This is a genomic window from Pseudomonas sp. 6D_7.1_Bac1 (genome assembly GCF_025465945.1).
Classification (GTDB): Bacteria; Pseudomonadota; Gammaproteobacteria; order Pseudomonadales; family Pseudomonadaceae; genus Aquipseudomonas.
In genome coordinates this window covers 1-21870 of the sequence record NZ_JANLNW010000073.1, presented here as the reverse complement: position 1 = coordinate 21870, position 21870 = coordinate 1, and the positions used below count along the sequence as shown (strand labels likewise).

The 21870-nt window shown below is 59.7% G+C and carries 21 protein-coding genes and 1 pseudogene; 8 read left to right on the top strand and 14 right to left on the bottom strand.

The window, feature by feature from the left end; genetic code table 11:
* Positions 1-59: 59 nt before the first annotated feature.
* The 6 genes from tauC to NTD87_RS20825 form a co-directional block, all read right to left on the bottom strand.
* Positions 60-902, bottom strand: coding sequence for a taurine ABC transporter permease TauC (gene tauC, locus NTD87_RS20850; RefSeq protein WP_262116074.1), 843 nt, complete (start codon positions 900-902; stop codon positions 60-62).
* Entirely contained in the window at positions 902-1681 is a 780-nt protein-coding gene (gene tauB, locus NTD87_RS20845; RefSeq protein ID WP_262116073.1) for a taurine ABC transporter ATP-binding subunit, read from the bottom strand. Before tauB ends, tauC begins: the two co-directional genes overlap by 1 nt.
* A gap of 15 nt (positions 1682-1696) precedes the next feature.
* On the bottom strand, positions 1697-2674 hold the full coding sequence (gene tauA, locus NTD87_RS20840) for a taurine ABC transporter substrate-binding protein (protein WP_262116110.1): 978 nt from the start codon (positions 2672-2674) through the stop codon (positions 1697-1699).
* Between the two features lie 246 nt (positions 2675-2920).
* Complete coding sequence (gene gshA, locus NTD87_RS20835; RefSeq protein ID WP_262116072.1) at positions 2921-4504, bottom strand: glutamate--cysteine ligase; 1584 nt, start codon at positions 4502-4504, stop codon at positions 2921-2923.
* Between the two features lie 266 nt (positions 4505-4770).
* Complete coding sequence (locus NTD87_RS20830) at positions 4771-5154, bottom strand: PaaI family thioesterase (protein ID WP_262116071.1); 384 nt, start codon at positions 5152-5154, stop codon at positions 4771-4773.
* On the bottom strand, positions 5154-7478 hold the full coding sequence (locus tag NTD87_RS20825; RefSeq protein WP_262116070.1) for a Tex family protein: 2325 nt from the start codon (positions 7476-7478) through the stop codon (positions 5154-5156). The genes NTD87_RS20830 and NTD87_RS20825 overlap by 1 nt, the downstream gene beginning before the upstream one ends.
* Positions 7479-7839: 361 nt before the next feature.
* Here NTD87_RS20825 and ompR point away from each other — a divergent pair, with 361 nt between their 5' ends.
* Together ompR and NTD87_RS20815 are read left to right on the top strand one after the other, a co-directional pair.
* Positions 7840-8580, top strand: coding sequence for a two-component system response regulator OmpR (gene ompR, locus NTD87_RS20820; RefSeq protein WP_262116069.1), 741 nt, complete (start codon positions 7840-7842; stop codon positions 8578-8580).
* A gap of 108 nt (positions 8581-8688) precedes the next feature.
* Entirely contained in the window at positions 8689-10002 is a 1314-nt protein-coding gene (locus tag NTD87_RS20815; RefSeq protein ID WP_262116068.1) for an ATP-binding protein, read from the top strand.
* Positions 10003-10158: 156 nt separating this feature from the next.
* On the opposite strand, the gene rimK is transcribed toward NTD87_RS20815, so the two are convergent.
* Both rimK and NTD87_RS20805 read right to left on the bottom strand, forming a co-directional pair.
* Complete coding sequence (gene rimK, locus NTD87_RS20810) at positions 10159-11064, bottom strand: 30S ribosomal protein S6--L-glutamate ligase (RefSeq protein ID WP_262116067.1); 906 nt, start codon at positions 11062-11064, stop codon at positions 10159-10161.
* Positions 11061-11543 carry an ATP-dependent zinc protease gene (locus NTD87_RS20805; protein WP_262116066.1) on the bottom strand — a complete coding sequence of 161 codons (483 nt, stop codon included), beginning with the start codon at positions 11541-11543 and terminating at the stop codon, positions 11061-11063. The genes rimK and NTD87_RS20805 overlap by 4 nt, the downstream gene beginning before the upstream one ends.
* 219 nt (positions 11544-11762) lie before the next feature.
* On the opposite strand from NTD87_RS20805, the gene NTD87_RS20800 reads away from it, so the two are divergent.
* From NTD87_RS20800 to NTD87_RS20790, 3 genes are all read left to right on the top strand, one after another.
* Positions 11763-12167, top strand: coding sequence for an RNA-binding S4 domain-containing protein (locus NTD87_RS20800; protein WP_262116065.1), 405 nt, complete (start codon positions 11763-11765; stop codon positions 12165-12167).
* A 183-nt stretch (positions 12168-12350) separates the two neighbouring features.
* Positions 12351-13253 (top strand): Hsp33 family molecular chaperone HslO, encoded by a 903-nt coding sequence (hslO, locus tag NTD87_RS20795; protein ID WP_262116064.1) that lies wholly within the window; start codon positions 12351-12353, stop codon positions 13251-13253.
* Between the two features lie 179 nt (positions 13254-13432).
* Positions 13433-14974, top strand: coding sequence for a phosphoenolpyruvate carboxykinase (locus NTD87_RS20790; RefSeq protein WP_262116063.1), 1542 nt, complete (start codon positions 13433-13435; stop codon positions 14972-14974).
* A 134-nt stretch (positions 14975-15108) separates the two neighbouring features.
* Here the strand turns inward: NTD87_RS20790 and NTD87_RS20785 are convergent, their stop codons facing one another.
* The 5 genes and pseudogenes from NTD87_RS20785 to NTD87_RS20765 all read right to left on the bottom strand — a co-directional run bounded on the left by NTD87_RS20785 (position 15109) and on the right by NTD87_RS20765 (position 16756).
* Complete coding sequence (locus NTD87_RS20785) at positions 15109-15474, bottom strand: DUF1493 family protein (RefSeq protein WP_262116062.1); 366 nt, start codon at positions 15472-15474, stop codon at positions 15109-15111.
* A gap of 89 nt (positions 15475-15563) precedes the next feature.
* Positions 15564-15686: pseudogene (locus NTD87_RS20780) on the bottom strand (transcriptional regulator); the annotation flags it as partial.
* A gap of 115 nt (positions 15687-15801) precedes the next feature.
* A complete protein-coding gene (locus NTD87_RS20775) occupies positions 15802-16098 on the bottom strand; it encodes a hypothetical protein (protein WP_262116061.1) in 297 nt (98 codons plus the stop codon).
* 160 nt (positions 16099-16258) lie between these two features.
* A complete protein-coding gene (locus NTD87_RS20770) occupies positions 16259-16447 on the bottom strand; it encodes a hypothetical protein (protein WP_262116060.1) in 189 nt (62 codons plus the stop codon).
* Positions 16448-16474: 27 nt separating this feature from the next.
* Positions 16475-16756 carry a hypothetical protein gene (locus NTD87_RS20765; RefSeq protein WP_262116059.1) on the bottom strand — a complete coding sequence of 94 codons (282 nt, stop codon included), beginning with the start codon at positions 16754-16756 and terminating at the stop codon, positions 16475-16477.
* Between the two features lie 435 nt (positions 16757-17191).
* On the opposite strand from NTD87_RS20765, the gene NTD87_RS20760 reads away from it, so the two are divergent.
* The 3 genes from NTD87_RS20760 to NTD87_RS20750 all read left to right on the top strand — a co-directional run bounded on the left by NTD87_RS20760 (position 17192) and on the right by NTD87_RS20750 (position 21126).
* A complete protein-coding gene (locus tag NTD87_RS20760; RefSeq protein WP_262116058.1) occupies positions 17192-19126 on the top strand; it encodes an ATP-dependent DNA helicase RecQ in 1935 nt (644 codons plus the stop codon).
* A 283-nt stretch (positions 19127-19409) separates the two neighbouring features.
* Entirely contained in the window at positions 19410-20645 is a 1236-nt protein-coding gene (locus NTD87_RS20755; protein WP_262116057.1) for a 3-hydroxyacyl-CoA dehydrogenase, read from the top strand.
* A 49-nt stretch (positions 20646-20694) separates the two neighbouring features.
* Entirely contained in the window at positions 20695-21126 is a 432-nt protein-coding gene (locus NTD87_RS20750; RefSeq protein WP_262116056.1) for an acyl-CoA thioesterase, read from the top strand.
* A gap of 66 nt (positions 21127-21192) precedes the next feature.
* Here NTD87_RS20750 and NTD87_RS20745 read toward each other — a convergent pair whose 3' ends face one another.
* Complete coding sequence (locus NTD87_RS20745) at positions 21193-21681, bottom strand: glycine zipper domain-containing protein (RefSeq protein WP_262116055.1); 489 nt, start codon at positions 21679-21681, stop codon at positions 21193-21195.
* Positions 21682-21870 lie beyond the last annotated feature (189 nt).

The following is a 21870-nucleotide window of genomic DNA, read 5'->3' as shown; positions in this document are numbered from 1 at the left end:
TTCTCTTCAATCCGGGGTGTCGACTGTGGGAGCGAGCAAGCCCGCTCCCACATGAATACTCAGTGAGCCTGGCCATGCCACGGCACCAGTTTGCGTTGCAGGGCGCGCAGGCTCATTTCCATGGCGAAGGCGATCAGCGCGATCACCAGAATCCCCAGCACCACCACATCAGTGACCAGAAATTGCGCAGCCGACTGCACCATGAAGCCCAGACCGCTGGTGGCGGCGATCAACTCGGCAGCCACCAGGGTCGACCAGCCCACGCCAAGACCAATGCGCACACCGGTCAGAATGTCCGGCAAGGCGCTTGGCAAAATTACATGGCGAATCAGTTGGGCCCGAGTGGCGCCCAACGACTGCGCGGCGCGCAACTTGGCCGGGTCGACGGTGCGTACGCCAGTCGCGGTGGCGATGGCGATCGGGGCGAAGATCGCCAGGTAAATCAGCAACACCTTGGACAGTTCACCGATGCCGCACCAAATCACGATCAAAGGTAGATAGGCCAACGGCGGGATAGGGCGGTAGAACTCGATCAGCGGATCGAGAATGCCGCGTGCGATGCGGTTATGGCCGATGGCGATACCGACCGGCACGGCAGTCAAAACAGCGAAGCCCAGACCCAGGCCGATGCGGCTCAGGCTTGCGCCAAGATGCTGCCAGAGGGTCGAGTCCATGTAACCGGTGGTCGCCAGCAGCCAGCCTTTTTGCAGCACGGCTGAGGGCGGCGGCAGGAACAACGGCTCGATCAGGCCACTGGCGGTCACCGCCCACCAGAGACCGAGCAGCGCAAACAGCGTCAACAGGCTGATCCAGCGGGTGCTGAGGCTGTGACGGAGGGGGATCACCGTCGAGGGGCCGGCCGCCGGTATGGCCGTGGCGGCGGGGATTTCAAAGCTGCTCATCAGGCGTGCTCCTGCCGTTGGGAGAACACACGGGCAAGGACGTGTTCGCGGGTTTCGATAAAGCGCGGGTCGGATTTGATCGCCCGAGCCGGTTCACCGGCCGCGTAACGCTGACCGAAATCCAGGCTCAGATGCTCGACGATTTGCCCTGGGTTCGGCGCCAACAGAATCAGGTCTGTGGCCAGGAACACCGCTTCTTCAATGTCATGGGTAATCAGCAATACCGGTTTGGCGGTGCGCCGCCAGACTTGCAGCAGCAACTCCTGCATCTGTTCGCGGGTGAAGGCGTCAAGGGCGCCGAACGGTTCGTCCATCAGCAACAGGCGCGGGTCGGCGGCGAGCGCACGGGCCAGGCCGACGCGCTGCTTCTGACCGCCCGACAGTTGCCAGATGCGCCGCGAATCGAAACCGGCGAGGTCCACCAATGCGAGCATTTCCCGAGCGCGGATCTCACGTTTATCACGCGGCACACCGGCCAGTTCCAGACCGAAACCGACGTTGGCCAACACGTCCTGCCAGGGCAGCAACGCGTCGTCCTGGAACACCACGCCACGCTCGGCGCCCGGGCCTTTGACCGGCACACCATCGAGGGTGATGCGCCCGGCGCTGGGTTCGACGAAACCGGCGATCAGGTTCAACAGCGAGGTCTTGCCACTGCCGGACGGGCCGAGGGCGACCAGCAATTGCCGGGGCCCAAGGCTCAGGGAAATGTCCGCCAATACAGGCTCAAAAGCGCCGGGGTACTGTGCGCTGATGCGCTCCAGCTCAAGCAAGGCCATCGCGATGTACTCCGATCAGTTAGTGATGAATTTGGCGCTGACGTAAGGGGCGTAGTCCGGCAGCACGGCGTCGACCTTGCCTTGTTCCTTGAGGAACGTGGCGGTGTCGGTGATGGCCTTGGTGGTCGGTGCGCCGAGGGTGAGCACCTGATCAGCCGCCAGCGGGTAGACGTTGCCTTGCAGCAGCAATGGAATGTCGCTGGCCTTGGCGCCGGAGAGTTTCACCAGTTTGTCGACATTGCCCTTATCGGCCAGCCAGGCTTGTGGGTCTTTGCGGTAGTTGGCGTAGGCGTCGAGAGTGACTTTGGCGAAGGCAGTGACGATTTCCGGGTGCTTCTCGGCGAAATCCTTGCGCACGATCCACGCATCGAAGGTCGGCGCGCCGAACCTGGCCAGTTCGCCGGAAGTGATCAACACCTTGCCATTTTCCTTGGCCACACCCAGTGCCGGGTCCCAAACGTAAGTGGCGTCGATGTCACCGCGTTTCCACGCGGCAATGATCGCCGGTGGTGCGAGGTTGAGGATCTGTACTTTCGACGGGTCGATGTTCCAGTGCTTGAGTGCGGCGAGCAGGCTGTAGTGACCGGTGGACACGAACGGTACGGCGATTTTCTTGCCGATCAGGTCCTGCGGGGTTTTGATCCCGGAACCGTCGCGGGCGACCAGCGCTTCGGCGGCGCCGATCTGGGTGGCAATGAGGAAGGTTTCGACCGGAACCTTGCGGGTGATCGCAGCGGTCAGCGGGCTGGAACCGAGGTAGCCAATCTGCACGTCGCCGGAGGCGATGGCGGCGATGATGTCGGCACCGTTGTCGAATTTGCGCCAGTCGATCTTGGCGTGGGTGGCTGTTTCGTAACTGCCATCGGCCTGGGCGACTTTTGCCGGGTCGACGGTGGTCTGGTAGGCGACGGTGACGTCTGCCGCCTGAGCGAAAAAGCTCGCTGCAGCCAGAGAAGCGGCCGCCAGGAGGCGTAGAGGGAAGTGCAGTTTCATCATGAAAGTCCTCATCAGGCGGCCGGGGTTTCGGCGAGTGATGAGACTAAATGATCTAAGAATTCGAAAATAAATAACTTTTTAGAATTAGCTTATGAGCGGAAAACGCTAACAGCGACCGCTGCGCGGTCATCGCGAGCAGGCTCGCTCCCACATTGGATTTTCAGTGTGACCACAATTGTGTGGGTACCACTGAATCCTGTGGGAGCGAGCCTGCTCGCGATAAGGTCCGAAGGACCTTCCGATTTAGTTACTGATCGCCAGAATGCTCGCCTGATACGACCCGACAAACACGTCGAAATCGCCGACTTCATGCTGCTCAAGCTCGGTTTGCTGAGTCAGCGACGAGCGCGCCAGTTCTTCAAACTTCGCCTGTTCGTCAGCCGCCAGCGGTTCGCTGCGGAAGAATTCGGCGTGCGCCTGGCTTTGGCGCAGGGAGAACTGGCTGAAGCTCTCCTTGTGTTCGGTCATTGCCGCCAGCACCTGGGCGGAAGGGGTCAGGGACGTGTCCTTGATTTTCGCCAGTTGAGCATCGAGGGCCTTGCAGTGGGCGTCACCACCGTGGCTCTGGTCGAGCAACGCGGCCAACGGGGCGATTTTTTCCAGCAATTCGCTGGCCCACTCTTTCATGTCTACCGACTGGCCGTCCCGTTGCAGTTGCAGGCCCGGACGGCGACCTTCCTTGACTACGCTGAGGAAGTTCGAGGTAGCGTTGCCGCAGGTGTTGGCGGTCAGCAGCGGGCTTTCGTTCAGTGCGCAATACAGCAGGAACGCGTCGAGGAACCGCGCTTCCTGCAGGTCGATGCCCATCGGCAGGAACGGGTTGATGTCCAGCAGGCGCACTTCGACGTACTGGATGCCACGGGCCATCAGCGCCTGGATCGGCCGCTCGCCGGTGTAGGTCACGCGTTTCGGGCGGATGTTGGAGTAGTACTCGTTTTCGATCTGCAGGATGTTGGTGTTGAGCTGAACCCACTCACCGTCCTGGTGCGTGCCGATTTCGACGTACGGCGCGTAAGGCGTGGCCACCGCTTTGCGCAGGCTGTCGGTATAGCTGTTCAAGTCGTTGTAGCACGGCGTCAGCCCGGCTTGCGCGTTGCTCTGGTAACCCAGATCGCTCATGCGCAGGCTGGTGGCGTACGGCAGATACAGCGTTTCGGCGTCAAATTGTTCCAGTTGATGGGAACGACCGCGCAGGAAGCCGGCGTCCAGCGCTGGCGAAGAGCCGAACAGGTACATCAACAACCAGCTGTAACGGCGGAAGTTGCGAATCTGCGCGATATAGGCCGACGACTGATAGTCGCGGTCGGTGCCGACAAAGCCTTCAGCTTCTTTGAGCAGCGGCCAGAGCTTTTCCGGCAGGGAAAAGTTGTAGTGAATCCCGGCGATGCACTGCATGGTCTTGCCGTAACGCAGGGCCAGGCCCTTGCGGTAGACGTACTTGAGCTGACCGATGTTGGAGGTGCCGTAATAGGCGATCGGGATATCTTCCTCGGCCGGCAACGGGCACGGCATCGATGGACTCCACAGGTACTCGTTGCCGAGCTTGCTGTAGGCAAAACGGTGAATCTTGTCCAGGCTCGCCAGCGTGTCTGCCGGATCGGCCAACGCAGGCGTGATGAACTCCAGCAGCGACTCGGAATAGTCGGTGGTGATCTGTTCGTTGGTCAGCGCTGAACCCAGGGCTTCCGGGTGCGGGGTCTGTGCCAGGCGACCTTCGCCTGTAACGCGCAGGCATTCGCGCTCGATGCCGTGCAGGCACAGTTCGAGCAGAGAGAGGTTAGCGCGCTCGCCGAGCAGAGCCAGGCGGCGGTTGAGAAGTTCGCTCAAGTTGGATTCCTTCACGCGTCAGTCGCCCCAATATGGGGGTGGGCAGGACGGTCTACAAGGGTGAAGTTGAAACTGGCGTTTTCGCCTCGTTTTGGAGCCGCACTGAGCGCCGCAATCCCTGTGGGAGCGAGCCTGCTCGCGAAGAGGGAGTGTCATTCAACATTGTAGTTGCCTGACACCCCACCTTCGCGAGCAGGCTCGCTCCCACAGAAAACTTCGGCGCAGCTTTCGCAGCGCCGAAATTAACTCAAATTGATGACCGCTAGCTACAGGACAGCGAACGTGCCTTGTGCTTTTGCGACCAGTTTGTCGCCTTGCATCACATCGGCTTCGACCACCAGCGTGCGCCGGCCCGGGTGAATCACCCGGGCCGTGCACATCACCTCGCCCTCAGCCACGGCGCGGATGTAGTTGATCTTGCACTCGATGGTCGCGCTCTGTTGATCGAAGCCGTGGGTGCTGGAACAGGCCAGCCCCATGGCAATGTCCACCAGGCTGAACAGCGCCCCACCGTGCAGCTTGCCACCGCGATTGCGCAGCTGCGGCTCAAGGGCCAGGGCGACGTGCGCCACCCCGGCTTCAAGGCTGTGCAAACGGCAACCCAGCAACTTGAAAAAAGCGCTCTCGGTCAACCCCGCAGGGATCTCCATCAGCGTTTCTTCAATTGCTTGGCATTGGCGAACAGCGAGGCCATGGCGTTGTTGGTCGGGGCCGCGGCCGTGGTTTCTTTACGCGGTGCGGTGCTCGAAGACTGACGTGGCGCCGAACCCGGACGTGCGCCACGAGCGCCGTCGATCTTCTCGCCCGGGGTGTCACTCATGCGCATCGACAGGCCAACGCGTTTGCGCGGGATGTCGACTTCCATGACCTTGACCTTCACCACGTCGCCAGCCTTCACCGCTTCACGCGGATCCTTGATGAACTTCTCGGAAAGCGCGGAGATATGCACCAAACCGTCCTGATGCACGCCGATGTCGACGAAAGCACCGAAGTTGGTCACGTTGGTCACCACACCTTCGAGGATCATTCCCAGCTGCAAGTCCTTGAGGTCTTCGACGCCTTCCTGGAACTCGGCGGTCTTGAACTCTGGACGCGGGTCGCGGCCCGGTTTTTCCAGCTCTTGCAGGATGTCGGTGACCGTTGGCAGACCGAAGGTTTCGTCGGTGTACTTCTTCGGGTCGAGACGCTTGAGGAAGCTCGCGTCGCCGATCAGCGAGCGAATGTCGCGGTCGGTTTCAGCAGCGATGCGTTGCACCAGCGGATAGGCTTCCGGGTGAACCGCAGACGAGTCCAGCGGGTTGTCGCCGTTCATCACGCGCAGGAAGCCGGCCGCCTGTTCGAAGGTTTTTTCGCCGAGACGGGCGACTTTCTTCAACGCAGCACGGGTTTTGAACGCACCGTTCTCATCGCGGTGGGTCACGATGTTCTGCGCCAGGGTCGCGTTGAGGCCGGAGATGCGGGCCAGCAGCGCGACGGAGGCGGTGTTGACGTCGACGCCGACGGCGTTTACGCAGTCCTCGACCACAGCGTCCAGGCCACGCGCCAGTTTCAGCTGCGACACGTCGTGCTGGTACTGGCCGACACCGATGGATTTCGGATCGATCTTCACCAGTTCAGCCAACGGATCCTGCAAGCGACGGGCAATCGACACCGCACCACGGATCGACACGTCCAGGTCCGGGAATTCCTTGGACGCCAGTTCCGAGGCCGAGTACACCGAAGCGCCGGCTTCGGAGACCATGACCTTGGTCATTTTCATCGCCGGGTATTTTTTGATCAGGTCAGCTGCGAGTTTGTCGGTTTCACGGCTGGCGGTGCCGTTGCCGATGGCGATCAGGTCCACCGAGTGCTTGGCGCACAGGGCCGCGAGCACGGCGATGGTCTGGTCCCACTTGTTGTGTGGCACGTGCGGGTAAACCGTGGCGTGGTCCAGCAGCTTGCCGGTGGAGTCGACCACCGCCACCTTGCAGCCGGTGCGCAGGCCCGGGTCCAGGCCCAGTGTGGCGCGTGGGCCGGCGGGAGCGGCCAGCAGCAAGTCGTGCAGGTTGTGAGCGAAGACGTTGATCGCCTCGGTCTCGGCGCCGTCACGCAGCTCACCGAGCAGGTCGGTTTCCAGATGGGTGTAGAGCTTGACCTTCCAGGTCCAGCGCACCACTTCACCGAGCCATTTGTCGGCCGGGCGGTTCTGGTTGGCGATGCCGAATTGCTGACCGATCATGCCTTCGCACGGATGCATGGTGCCTGGCAGTTCGTCGCCGACTTTCAGCGCGGAGCTGAGGATGCCTTCGTTGCGACCACGGAAAATCGCCAGGGCACGGTGCGACGGCATGCTTTTCAGCGGTTCGTCGTGTTCGAAGTAATCGCGGAACTTGGCGCCTTCCTCTTCCTTGCCAGCGATCACGCGGGCACTGAGGGTGGCTTCCTGCTTCAGGTAGTTGCGCAGTTTTTCAAGCAGGTTGGCGTCTTCGGCGAAGCGTTCCATGAGGATGTATTTGGCGCCCTCGAGGGCCGCTTTCACGTCAGCCACGCCTTTTCCGGCGTCGACGAAGCGTGCGGCTTCAGTGTCTGGCGTCAGGCTTGGGTCGTTGAACAGGCCGTCGGCCAGTTCGCCGAGGCCGGCTTCCAGGGCGATCTGGCCCTTGGTGCGGCGCTTCTGCTTGTACGGCAGGTACAAGTCTTCGAGGCGGGTCTTGGTGTCGGCGAGTTTGATGTCACGCTCAAGTTGCGGGGTCAGCTTGCCTTGTTCTTCGATGCTGGCGAGGATGCTGATGCGCCGTTCGTCGAGTTCTCGCAGGTAGCGCAGACGCTCTTCCAGGTGCCGCAACTGGATATCATCGAGGCTGCCGGTCACTTCTTTCCGGTAGCGGGCGATGAAGGGTACCGTGGAGCCTTCATCGAGTAGCGCGACGGCCGCTTCGACCTGTTGTGGGCGTACACCGAGTTCCTCGGCGATGCGGCTGTTGATGCTGTCCATAAAACCACCTGACAAATTGTGAAAGCAGGCTCGCAGGCGCAGGGAATAAGGCCCGGCGAGTCTGGTTGAGCGGCCTGGCCAGCACCGCTACCTGGATCAAAAGGCATCCCGTTGACCCGTGGAATCGAACAATTACTGCCAGGCGATGAAAAATAATAAGCCGCCGCTGACAGTAACGATCAGACGTTGCCCGACACAAAAGGCCGCGCATTATAACCGCCGTTCTGCCCGATGGGGGCATCGCAGCCTGTAGGCATAAAGGCTGTATCGCTGGCGGCACAGGAAAAATCTGCTAACAATGCACACGGTGCGTATAACGGCAGCTACGCCATAATGCGCACCGAGATCAAAGGAGCATCCAATGAGCAGCACTGCACAAACTGCTGAAGGCGAAAAAATTCTTATCGTTGACGACGATCCAGGGCTCAGCAGCCTGCTGGAACGTTTTTTCGTCAGCAAGGGCTATCGTGCGCGCGCCGTACCGAACACCGAACAGATGGATCGTCTGCTGACGCGTGAAGTGTTCAACCTGGTCGTCCTCGACCTGATGTTGCCCGGCGAAGACGGCCTGACCGCCTGCCGCCGTCTGCGCGGCGCGAACAATCAGATCCCGATCATCATGCTCACCGCCAAGGGCGACGAGCTGAGCCGCATCAAGGGCCTGGAACTGGGCGCCGACGATTACCTGGCCAAGCCGTTCAACCCGGACGAACTGATGGCTCGCGTCAAAGCGGTCCTGCGTCGTCAGTCGGCTCCGGTGCCGGGCGCACCGGGCAGTGAAGACGAAAGCGTGACCTTCGGTGATTACGAATTGTCGTTGGCGACCCGCGAACTCAAGCGCGGCGACGAAGTACACATGCTCACCACCGGTGAGTTCGCGGTCCTCAAGGCGTTGGTGATGAACGCGCGTCAACCGCTGACCCGCGACAAGCTGATGAACCTGGCCCGTGGCCGTGAATGGGATGCCCTGGAGCGTTCCATCGACGTACAGATCTCCCGCCTGCGCCGGATGATCGAGCCTGATCCGTCGAAGCCACGCTACATCCAGACAGTCTGGGGCGTGGGTTATGTGTTCGTTCCGGACGGCACCGCGACCAAGTGATCGATGATTTGTAGGAGCGGGTTAACCGGGTAATGCGTCACCCGGTTGATTCGCGATCCGCAATTCTGCGAGCCTCGCTCGCTCCTGCAAAGTGTGTAGCGCTTGTCTATGAAAACCCCCGTGTGGTTCCCCCAGAGTTTCTTCGCTCGCACCCTCTGGCTGGTGCTGATCGTCGTGCTGTTTTCCAAGGCGCTGACCCTGGTTTATCTGTTGATGAACGAGGACGTGCTGGTGGATCGTCAATACAGCCACGGTGTCGCACTGACCTTGCGTGCCTACTGGGCAGCGGACGAAGAAAACCGAACGAAGATTGCCGATGCCGCGACACTGATCCGTGTGGTGGGCGCCGGTGTTCCCGAGGGCGAACAGCATTGGCCCTACAGTGAAATCTACCAACGACAGATGCAGGCCGAGCTGGGCGCCGACACGGAAGTGCGATTGCGCATGCATTCACCGCCGGCGCTCTGGGTCCGGGCGCCAAGCCTGGGCGATGGCTGGCTGAAAGTGCCGCTGTACCCGCATCCGTTGCGCGGCCAGAAAATCTGGAACGTACTCGGCTGGTTCCTCGCCATCGGCTTGTTATCCACCGCGTCGGCGTGGATTTTTGTCAGCCAGCTCAACCAACCGCTCAAACGTCTGGTCGATGCCGCCCGGCAACTGGGTCAGGGGCGTAGCGTGCGCCTGCCGATCAGCGACACGCCGAGCGAGATGACCGAGGTGTATCGGGCCTTCAACCAGATGGCGGAAGATGTTGAACAGGCCGGTCGCGAACGTGAATTGATGCTCGCCGGGGTGTCCCATGACTTGCGTACGCCGCTGACCCGTTTGCGTCTGTCGCTGGAGCTGATGGGCAACCACAGCGACCTGAGCGACGACATGGTGCGCGACATCGAAGACATGGACGCGATTCTCGATCAGTTCCTGGCGTTCATTCGCGATGGCCGGGACGAGTCGGTCGAAGAGGTCGACCTGAGTGATCTGGTGCGTGAAGTGGCGGCACCTTACAACCAGAACGAGGAGCGGGTGCGCTTGCGTCTGGAGCCGATCCAGCCGTTCCCGTTGCGTCGGGTGTCGATGAAACGCCTCTTGAACAACCTGATTGGCAACGCCTTGCATCACGCGGGTAGCGACGTTGAGGTGGCGGCGTATGTCTCGGGGGATGTCAGCGCGCCTTACGTGGTGCTGAGCGTCATGGACCGTGGCGCCGGGATCGATCCGTCTGAGCTGGAAGCGATCTTCAACCCCTTCACCCGCGGCGACCGTGCGCGGGGCGGCAAGGGCACCGGGTTGGGTCTGGCCATCGTCAAGCGTATTGCTTCGATGCATGGCGGCAACGTTGAACTGCGCAACCGCTCCGGTGGCGGTCTGGAAGCGCGGGTGCGGTTGCCGTTGGGGTTGATGTTGCCAAGAGACGCGGTGTAAGTATCTGGTGGTTTTGTTGGAAATGAGGGCCTCTTCGCGAGCAGGCTCGCTCCCACATTTTGATCTTCAGCGAACATACAATTGTGTACGACCGAGACCCTTGTGGGAGCGAGCCTGCTCGCGAAGGCGGCGTCCCTGCCACCGAACAGCTTGAGGTCAACCTTTACCCTTGGTCCGCGTCATATTCGGCCCGCCGCTTTTCTCCAGATGCTGAATGATGATCCCCGCCACGTCCTTGCCGGTGGTGGTTTCGATCCCTTCCAACCCCGGCGACGAGTTCACTTCCATCACCAGCGGTCCATGGTTGGAGCGCAGGATATCCACGCCCGCCACGCTCAGGCCCATGACCTTGGCCGCCCGCAACGCCGTCATGCGTTCTTCCGGAGTGATCTTGATCAGGCTGGCGCTACCGCCACGGTGCAGGTTGGAGCGGAATTCACCCGGCTTGGCCTGACGCTTCATCGACGCGATCACCTTGTCGCCGACCACGAAGCAGCGGATGTCCGCGCCGCCGGCTTCCTTGATGTATTCCTGGACCATGATGTCCTGCTTGAGGCCCATGAATGCCTCGATCACCGACTCCGCCGCCGTCGCGGTTTCACACAGCACCACGCCGATGCCTTGGGTGCCTTCCAGCACCTTGATCACCAGCGGTGCACCGTTGACCATCTCGATCAGGTCGGGAATGTCATCCGGCGAGTGAGCAAAACCGGTAACCGGTAAGCCGATACCGCGACGCGAGAGCAATTGCAGCGAGCGCAGCTTGTCCCGTGAGCGGGCAATGGCCACCGACTCGTTGAGCGGGAACACACCCATCATTTCGAACTGGCGCAACACCGCGCAGCCATAAAACGTCACCGACGCACCGATCCGCGGGATCACTGCGTCGAAGCCTTCCAGCGGCTTGCCGCGGTAATGGATCTGCGGCTTATGGCTGGCAATGTTCATATAGGCGCGCAGGGTATCGATCACCACCACCTCATGCCCGCGCTCGGTACCGGCTTCAACCAAGCGACGAGTGGAATACAGACGCGGGTTCCGCGACAGCACAGCGATCTTCATGCAACACCTGTGGAGAAGGTAGTGGACACCGGGAACACCGGCTTGTCTTGAACGTATTTAATGCCCGGATTGACCACCAGCTGGCCGTCGATCAGGGCTTTGGAACCGAGTAACAGGCGATAACGCATGGACTTGCGGCAGGCGAGGGTGAACTGCACTCGCCAAACCCGATCGCCGAGCGCCAGGGTGGTACTGATCACGTAACGCACCTGCGCGTGGCCGTTGGAGCTTTTAATGGTTTTCATCGTCACCAGCGGCGCTTCACAGCGGCGGTGACGCAGCTGCACCACCGTGCCCAGGTGCGCGTTGAAACGCACCCACGTTTCCCCGTCGCGCTCAAACGGCTCGATTTCGGTGGCGTGCAGGCTGGAGGTGCTGGCGCCGGTGTCGATCTTCGCCCGCAGGCCCGCGACTCCCAAATCAGGGAGCGCCACCCACTCGCGCAGACCCACAACGGTCAAATGGTCAAATGTCTTCAAAAGTGCTCAACCGGTGAGGAACCGCTCGCGCCGCAAAGCGGCCGAATTCGCGGTATTCACGCAGAATAATAGGTAAAAGGCGACAGATATCTACGGCCCGGATTTCAGGCGCCTGAGCGAGGCTCAAAAGCGTCGCGCATTGTAAGCTGAACCGGTGAAAATCATGGCACGACAGAAACGGTAGTACAGTTCAGAAATATTTCAGAATGAGGAAATCCCATGGCACAAAAAAACGAAGAGGACGACAAAGTCCGTCTCGATAAGTGGTTGTGGGCGGCGCGCTTTTACAAAACCCGCGCGCTGGCCAAAGCGGCTATCGAAAGCGGCAAGGTGCATTGTCGGGGCGAACGCTGCAAACCGGGCAAAGAACCGAGAGTGGGTGACGAGTTCCAGATTCGCGTCGGTTTCGAAGAGCGGACCGTGGTGGTCCAGGCGCTGTCGATCGTTCGTCGTGGCGCACCGGAAGCACAAACCCTCTACGCTGAAACCGAAGCCAGCATTGCCAAGCGCGAAAATGCCGCCGCCCTGCGCAAGGCCGGCGCCCTGGGTGTCAGCACTGACGGCAAGCCGAGCAAGAAACAGCGCCGGGACCTGTTCAAGTTCCACGGCAGCAGTAACGATTGAGGTCTGGCCCCTGACAGGCCTAAATCACACAGCGTCAATATGCCGCGGTTCTACCTTGCTTGGAACAAACCCGGATTGTTCATAAAATGCCTGTCATGATCAAAAGAAATGCACCGAAACGGTGCGCAAGGCGCGATGCTCGACCCTTGTAACCCTTAGTTTTCACTTCAGATACCCAGACCTATGACTGATCTACCGGATACCGACTACACCCAACGCTTCATCTTCGATGACAGCGACACCCGCGGCGAGCTGGTGGCGTTGGAGCGTAGCTATGCCGAAGTCCTCGCCAAACACCCCTATCCGGAGCCGGTCGCACAACTGCTTGGCGAGTTGATGGCGGCTGCGGCGCTGCTGGTCGGCACCTTGAAGTTCGATGGCTTGCTGATCCTGCAGGCGCGTTCCGACGGTCCGGTATCGCTGCTGATGATCGAATGCTCCAGCGAGCGCGAAATCCGAGGCCTGGCGCGTTACGACGCGGACAACATCGCCGCCGACGCGACCCTGGCCGACATGATGCCCAACGGCGTGCTGGCACTCACCGTCGACCCGACCCAGGGCCAGCGTTACCAGGGCATCGTCGACCTCGACGGTGCGACCCTGTCGGACTGCTTCACCAACTATTTTGTCATGTCCCAGCAAGTGGGCACGCGCTTCTGGCTGTACGCCGATGGCCGTCGTGCCCGGGGTTTGCTGCTGCAACAACTGCCGGCCGACCGCCTGAAAGACGAAGAAGAACGCGCCGCCAGTTGGCAGCACATCACCGCGCTGGGCAGCACCCTGACCGCCGATGAACTGCTGAGCCTGGACAACGAAACCGTGTTGCACCGCCTCTACCACGAAGAGCAGGTGCGCCTGTTTGACGTGCAGAAACTGCGCTTCCGTTGCAGCTGCTCCCGTGAGCGTTCGGCTAATGCACTGGTTAGCCTGGGTCTGGAAGATGCTCAGGCACTGGTCATCGAGCACCATGGCAGCATCGAAATCGACTGCCAGTTCTGCAATCAGCGTTACCTGTTCGACGCGGCCGATATCACTCAATTGTTCGCTGGAGCGGGTGTGGAAACACCGTCAGATACTCGTCACTAAAACGCTTCAGCGCAGGTAAATTCACTGGTAAACGCCGGAATAACGCCGTCCTGACGGGAGGACCCTACTCTTTTCAGGCTTTTCTGGCATAATCCGGCCCACTTTTTTCGCGGTAGTAGTGCACGACTTTCTACTACAAAACGTTTGGAGCACTCGGCCACTGGCCGACGGGGAACCTCATGACGCAAGCCAATAACGCCGTGTACACCGATCTGAGTGTTGATGATCTGGTTAAAGAAGCCCTGAACCGCGGTGAAGGCGAGCTTGCCGACACTGGCGCGCTGGTGGTTCGCACCGGTCACCGTACTGGTCGTTCGCCAGTCGACCGTTTCATCGTTGAAGAGCCAACCACTCAGGCCGCCATCGCCTGGGGCCCGATCAACCGCAAGTTCCCGGCCGACAAGTTCGATGCCCTGTGGGCTCGCGTCGAGGCGTTCAACAACGCGCAAGAGCATTTCGTTTCCCACGTGCACGTAGGTGCGGCTGAAGAGCACTACCTAGCCGTGAAAATGACTACCCAGACTGCCTGGCAGAACCTGTTCGGTCGTTGCCTGTTCATCAACCCGGCCCAGTACAACCCGGCTGGTCGTGAAGAGTGGCAAGTTCTCAACGTCGCCAACTTCGAGTGCGTGCCAGAGCGTGACGGCACCAACTCCGACGGCTGCGTGATCATCAACTTCGCCCAGAAGAAAGTGCTGCTCGCCGGCATGCGCTACGCCGGTGAAATGAAGAAAGCCATGTTCTCGGTGCAGAACTTCCTGCTGCCGGCCGCCGACGTGCTGCCGATGCACTGCGCCGCCAACATCGGCGAAGAAGGCGACGTGACCCTGTTCTTCGGTCTGTCCGGCACCGGCAAGACCACCCTGTCCGCCGACGAAAGCCGTTACCTGATCGGTGACGACGAGCACGGCTGGGGCGAGGGCGTGGTGTTCAACATCGAAGGCGGTTGCTATGCCAAGTGCATCGACCTGTCCGAGAAGAACGAGCCGGTCATCTGGAAAGCCATCAAACACGGCGCAGTCCTGGAAAACGTTGTTATCGACGACGCCAAGCACGCCGACTACGCTGATGTCAGCCTGACCCAGAACAGCCGCGCCGCCTACCCGCTGGAGCACGTCGAGAAGCGTTCCGAGAAGAACCTCGGTGGCGAGCCAAACGCGGTGATCTTCCTGACCTGCGACCTGACCGGCGTTCTGCCGCCAGTCTCGATCCTCAGCGAAGAACAAGCGGCCTACCACTTCCTGTCCGGCTACACCGCACTGGTGGGCTCGACCGAAATGGGTTCGGGCAGCGGCATCAAGTCGACCTTCTCCACCTGCTTCGGCGCACCGTTCTTTCCGCGTCCGGCTGGCGAATACGCAGAGCTGCTGATCAAGCGCATCCGCGGCTTCGGCTCCAAGGTCTACCTGGTCAACACCGGCTGGACCGGCGGCGGCTACGGTGTCGGCAAACGCTTCAACATCCCGACCACTCGCGGCGTGATCGCAGCGATCCAGAGCGGCGCGTTGATCGGTGCAGCCACCGAACACCTCGACACCATCAACCTCGACGTGCCATTGGCTGTGCCAGGCGTTGAGACTGGCCTGTTGAACCCACGTAACACCTGGGCTGACAAGGCTGCTTATGATGAGGCTGCCAAGGCGCTGGCCGGGTTGTTTGTTGAGAACTTCAAGAAGTTTGAAGTGAGCGACGCGATCAAGGCTGCTGGGCCGAAGTTGTAATTATTCGGTAGTGGTTTGAGGTAAGAGAAAGCCGCCCTTAGGGGCGGCTTTTTTGTGAGCGCAATTCAGGCCAGCGGAGACAGAACTACCAATATTCAAGCTGAAAAGACGCTAAACGGCCAGAATAATGGCACTTATGCGTTCGGCTGAATGCCTTCCAATTCCTGTGTATTCCACTGCTGTACCTTGATGGCCCGGTAGAGCATGCCGATGGTCAGCGGGACTTTGTCGCCACGTCCCTTCGCTCGACGCTTGAGGAACACGTCAAAGCCTTCCGGTTGGAAGTAGCGATAGGCGTCGTAGTCGATGAAGTCGATGGCGAACTGTTCTTCCAGGGTTTCCATCAGGTGTCGAGCGTCTGATCCGTCGCAGCCGAGGTCGAAATTGATCGAGGTGGTGAGGCTGATGGTTTTGCGTTCGGGCAGGCCGAGTTCTTCGTGCAGCAGCTGCATGAGTAACTGCATGGCGTGGTCGTCGGGGAAGTTGGGGGCGAGGTACATGGTTAACAGTCCGGTTGAGGCATGCAGGAATGTTATGGGGCGCAGGGTTTGGGTGGAAGGCCCTTGCTACGCGGTTGATCGTTCCCACGCTTACGAATTTCTCTGACTTGCAACACGTCAACATGGAGTTCGTGGGAAGGTAGGCGTTCACCCCGTACGATCTCGTCCATCTGTTGCACGCTTTCCATCAGCTCATCAAAAAACGTGCTCATGGTTATCTCCAGTGTTCGATGACGGCTTTCAACGCTTTGCGTTCATCGGCGGTTAGGTCTTGTTGCTCATGATCGTTCTCACGCAGAACGTGGGAACGATCTGTTCACTCGGACTTCAGGCCGGCGCTTTCCAGTTCAGCATGCGTTGCTGGGCGACTTGAAGTAGGTCACGGCCGTCTTGAGTCAGCAGGTATAGGGCGTGGGTGATGTGCGGAATGTCTTTGACATCGCCGTGTTTGAAGCATTGGCAGTGCAAGGTTTCGAGCAGGTCGCTGGAGGCGCGGATGCGTTGAAGGGCGGCTTCGAGGATGTCTTGTGGGTCGGTCTCTGTGTCGATGATCAGAACCGGGGTGTCGGTGAAGTTGGTTTTTAATGGACGGAAGCGGTCTGCAAACGGATTCAATATGGCCACTGAGAATTACCTCGTTCAAGGGATGTGTACACCGATCTCTGTTCTCGAGTGACCAAACCCGGTTCGCTGGTTTTTCAGCGACGGTATCAATATACATGTGAGTCGCAGGCCCGTTAATGGCGATACAGAGCCGAAGGTTGTAGGAAGGGGAGCAGGCTTTCTACAGTCTTGTCTGTCGGTCTTTTTTCTGGCTAAGGGCCTCAATTTCTTCGTCCATCAGACGCATGGCTTCTTCGTGAGAAATGCTGGGCTGTGGATCGTCAACACAGGCCTTTAATTGCTCGGCCAACCGCGCATTGTCGATAGGGTTTTGCGTTTCGGCGCGCTCCTTGGGAATCTTTTCCGTCATTGAATTCAACCTTGTGTTCGGTGTGTTCTATTTCGGCATCCGCTGCTGAACCACCTCAAGCAAATCACTGCCATCCTGAGTCAGTAGATAAAGCGCATTAACGATATGCGGAATGTCTTTGACGTCAGCCTGATTGAAGCACTGGCAGTAAAGGGTTTCGAGCAGGTCGCTGGCGGCGCGGATGCGTTGTTGGGCGGCGTCGAGCAGGGCTTGGGGGCTGGCCTGGGTGTCGATGACCAGCACCGGGGTGTCGGTGAATGTAGTTTTGAGGGGGCGGTAGCGGTCGATAAACGGAGTGAAGGTGTGCATTGGGATCAGTCCAGTACGCGTTCGCGAAGTCGCCCGGCAGGTGACTTTTCAGCCGCGCCGCAAACTATAGAGAGGTTCAGCAAAACGCAGCAAGACGGCCTGCATGGACAGATTGTGTAGGGCGTTTACTGGCCCATGAGCCTTTGGCCTACAGGGTTTGCGAGGTTTTTTCAGCCGCTTTCCAAAAGGTCGAATTTCCCACGCGCTTGTCAGGCGTGGCGAATAGAGCCGCAGTAACGCCTGCGCCAGACTGTGTAGGGCGTTTCGTGGTTTACGATTTCGAATTTGAACAACATCAGCAAACGGATTGCATCGCGGGCCTTGCGCCGTTCTCCCTGTATCATCCCGTATCTCTTTTGCGCCCGACCTTTTCTCGACTCGCTGCTTTTGCCGGCTAGGCTTTTGGCATGGCAGCAGTCAACGGAGTGACAGCTTATGCACAACACCCTCGAACAGGTCTTTGGTTATCCACAGTTCCGGCCCGGCCAGGAGGCGGCGGTCAGTGCGGTGTTGGCCGGGCGCTCGGCGGCGGCGATTTTCCCGACCGGGTCCGGCAAGTCCTTGTGCTATCAGTTGCCGGCCTTGTTGTTGCCGCACCTGACGCTGGTGGTGTCGCCCTTGCTGGCGTTGATGCAGGACCAACTGGCGTTCTTGCAGCGCCACGGGATTGCGGCGGCGAGTATCGATTCGGCCCAGAGCCGTGACGACGCCAACGCGGTGATGGCGCGGGCACGGTCGGGCGAGTTGAAGATTTTGATGATTTCAGTCGAGCGCCTGAAGAACGAGCGCTTTCGCAACTTTTTGCAGCAGGTGCCGATCTCGTTGCTGGTGGTGGACGAGGCGCACTGTATCTCCGAATGGGGGCACAACTTTCGCCCGGACTATTTGAAGCTGCCGGACTACCAGCGCCAGTTCAACATCCCGCAAACCTTGCTGCTGACGGCCACCGCCACACCTAAAGTGATCGCCGACATGCAGGCGAAATTCGCCATCGCGGCGGACGATGTGGTGACCACCGGTTTCTATCGCCACAACCTTAATTTGCTGGTTGAACCGGTGCGGGGGCAGGACAAGCGCCGCCGTCTGGTGGAGTGGATGGGGCAGCGTGCCGGGCAGCCGAGCATCGTCTACGTGACCTTGCAGAAAACCGCTGAGCAGATTGCCCAGCACCTGAGTCAAAACGGTCTTCAGGCCGAGGCCTATCACGCCGGTTTACCCCATGAACAACGGGAAGCGATTCAGCGCCGGTTCATGGGCGGGCAGTCCAATTGCATCGTCGCCACCATCGCGTTCGGCATGGGGATCGACAAGAGCGACATCCGCAACGTGGTGCATTTCGACTTGCCGAAATCCATCGAAAACTACAGCCAGGAAATCGGTCGTGCCGGGCGCGATGGGCAGCCATCCGACTGCCTGGTATTGGCCAACCGCGACAGCCTCAACGTGTTGGAAAACTTCGTTTACGGTGACACGCCGGAGCTGGATGGCATCCGTTGTGTGCTCGATGAACTGCAAGCCGCCGCGCCGGATGGGCAATGGGAGTTTTTGCTGGGCCCCTTGGCCGACCAGAGCAATATTCGCCAACTGCCGCTCAAGACCTTACTGGTGCAGCTTGAACTCAAAGGCTTGATCGCACCGCGTTACGCCTACTTTGCCGAGTACCGTTTCAAGTTTTTGCTGGAGCCTGAAGCTTTGCTGGCGCGTTTCGAAGGCGAGCGGCGGGACTTCGTCGAGGCGATCATCCAGACCTCCAGCCGTGCGCGAACCTGGGCCACGGTGAATTTCGATGCGCTGTACCAACAGCATCAGGCTGAACGCAATCGGGTGGTCAAGGCGCTGGATTACTTTCAGGAGAAGGGCTGGGTCGAGCTGGAAAGCAAGCAGATGACCGAGGTCTATAGCCTGCTGATGACGGACTTCGATGCCCTGGCGTTGAGCGCCGAGTTGCATGGCTACTTCACGCAGCATGAACGCACCGAAATCGCGCGTATCCACGCGATGCTCGATCTGTTCGCCACCGAGCACTGCCTGGGCTATCGATTGGCGCAGTACTTCGGCGACGATAACGCGCCGCAGCAGTGCGGGCATTGCTCGGTGTGCCATGGGCAGGTTGCCCGTCTGCCGGAACCGCCTGAGCTGCCAGCACTTGTGGATAAAAACTTCAAGGCGCTGTGTGGTGACTTTATCCACAGGCATGAGGCGTACAACGGCAGCTTGCCGGGCGCGGAGCGGCTGACACGGTTCTTGTGCGGTATCAGCGTGCCGCTGTTTACCAAGCTCAAGGCGCGGGCGATTCCGGGGTTTGCGGCGCTGGAGGATTATCCGTATGCCGAGGTGCGCGAGTGGGCCGGAATCCATCTGGCAGATTGACGAGGATTGCGTAGCAGCTGCCGAAGGCTGCGTTCGGCCACGTAGTGGTCGTCATCCGGCGATCGTAATCTTTCTGGAGAATCGCACATTCAGATTTAGCGACTGCTTCGCAGCCGAACGCAGCCTCGCAGGCTCGGCAGCTGCTACGGGGGGTGTGAAGTCTGGAGGTAGCCATTGAACATCCATCCGCTGAATGCCGCTCATCACAGGAATAAATTTCAAAAACGCTGCTGCGCTGACTATGGTGAATGCTGTCTTTGGATCGCCAACAAGAGAGCAAACAATGAGCCAGACGCCGTTCCAGATTCAGCGTGCCGCCGTGATCGGTGCAGGCACCATGGGCCGAGGCATCGTCATGTGTCTGGCCAACGCCGGGGTGCCGGTGCAATGGGTCGACAACAATGCACAGATGCTCGAGCAAGCACTCGCTGCCGTGACCGAGACCTATGCACACACTGTGCGTCAGGGCCGAATTGACCAGGCTGAAGCCGATGTGCGCATCGCCCGAGTGACGGCGGCGGTTGATTACCCGGCGATCAGTGAGGTGGATCTGGTGATCGAGGCGGTCTACGAAAACCTCGAACTCAAGCAGAAGATTTTTCGCGAACTCGACAGTCTGCTCAAGCCCGAAGCAATCCTGGCCAGCAACACCTCGGCGCTGGACATTGATGCAATAGCCGCCGTTACCGGACGCCCGCAACAGGTACTGGGCCTGCACTTCTTCAGCCCGGCGCATATCATGAAGTTGCTGGAAATCGTCCGGGGTGCGCAGACTGCACCAGCGGTGCTCAAGGTAGCCAAAGAGCTGGGCCAGCGCATGGGCAAGGTGAGTGTGGTGGCGGGTAATTGCCACGGCTTTATTGGCAACCGGATGCTCAATACCTACGTGCTTGAAGCGCGCAAGATGCTCCTTGAAGGTGCTTATCCCTATCAGGTCGATGCCGCGCTGCAAGGCTTCGGTTTTGCCATGGGGCCGTTCCGCATGTACGACGTGGTCGGTATCGACCTCGGATGGCGTGCGCGGGAGTTGGCGGGTGTCGGCCAGGACGAAGCCGAGGTTCAGGTGGATAACCGCTTGTGCGAGCTGGGTCGCTTCGGTCAAAAGAGCGGCAACGGTTATTACCACTACGAGGCGGGCAGTCGTCAGGCCGAGCATGATGTGGAAGTCGATGCACTGGTGCTGCGGGTCAGCGAAGAGCTCGGCTATCAGCGTCGAGAGATTGGCCCTGAGGAAATTCTCGAGCGCTGCCTGCTGGCGCTGGTCAACGAGGGCGCGAAGATCCTTCAGGAAGGCATTGCCGAGTCGGCTCACGACATCGATCTGGTGTACCTCAATGGCTATGGTTTCCCGGCTGATAAAGGCGGGCCGATGGCCTGGGCGGATCAGCAAGGGTTGGCAGATATCCAAACGCGTTTGCTGCGACTTGAGGCCGAGCAAGGTGAACTGTGGAAGCCTGCGCGGTTGATCAGTGCGCTGGCGGCCCAAGGTGGGCGTTTTGCCAATGTTCAGGTCGCCTGATTAATGGTCACGGCGATTACACTGCCTGCCTTTTGTGAGAGATAACCCAATGACCGACTGCATGCCTCAGCGCGCCGACTATCTGCACTTCCAGCCGATCATCACCCGCTGGCACGACAACGATGTCTATGGCCATGTGAACAACGTGACCTACTACAGCTTCTTCGACACGGCGGTGAATACCTACTTGATTGAGGTCGGCGGCCTGGATATTCACGACGGTGAAGTGGTGGGGTTCGTGGTGAGTTCGGCCTGCGATTACTTCGCCTCGATTGCTTTCCCCGAGCGCATTGAAATCGGATTGCGGGTGGGTAAGTTGGGCAACAGCTCGGTGCAATACGAACTGGCGGTGTTCAAGGCGGAAGAAGAGGACGCCTGCGCGGCAGGACGTTTTGTGCATGTGTTTGTGGATCGGGCATCGAATCAGCCGGTGGCGATTCCTGCCGGGTTGCGCGGGGCGCTGGAGCGGTTGGTGGTGTGAAACGAAAAAATCGCAGCCCAGGGGCTGCGATTTTTTGGAATTTCTTACGTGATGCTACTTAAGGTTTCAGTCGCGATCATGTTCGTAATGGCGATGCTTGTGATGGCCGTAAGCATGGCCACGACCGCGGTGGTCATCGTCGCGGTAGTAGCGACGGTCATGGTCGCGATAGCCACGGCCACCGCCTTCGTTGTTGCTCTGGTTGCCCATGTAGTTACCCAGCGCACCACCAGCACCACCGCCGGCTGCCGCGCCGATCAGGCTGCCTGAAGTGCCGCCCATGCTTCGGCCAACCACGTTACCGCCGGCTGCGCCGAGCGCACCACCAATGGCTGCTTCGCCACGGCTGTGTCTGTTGGCACCTACCGCACTGCCACCCGCACCGCCCAAGGCCGCGCCAATGGTCGAGCCGGTGTTGCCACCCAGTGATTGACCTACCACTGAGCCTAGAACCCCGCCCAATGCGCCGCCCACACCTGCCTCGGCGGTGCCACCTGCAGACGCGGCGCCACTGATCAGGCCAAGGGACAACAAGAGAATCGAGGAGAACTTCATTAGCGGAGCCTCAAAGGGATGACGGCGCGATCCTGAGGCTGTGTCACGATGGTTACAATCGAAATCCGACGAATAACACGACTTATGAAAATTCTCTAAGTTGTTGTTTTATAGACGGAACTTAATTGATTTTTGCTGGTCTTTAGCTACTTCGGGAAGGCCGCTTTTATGCAAAAGCGGCCTTTTTTG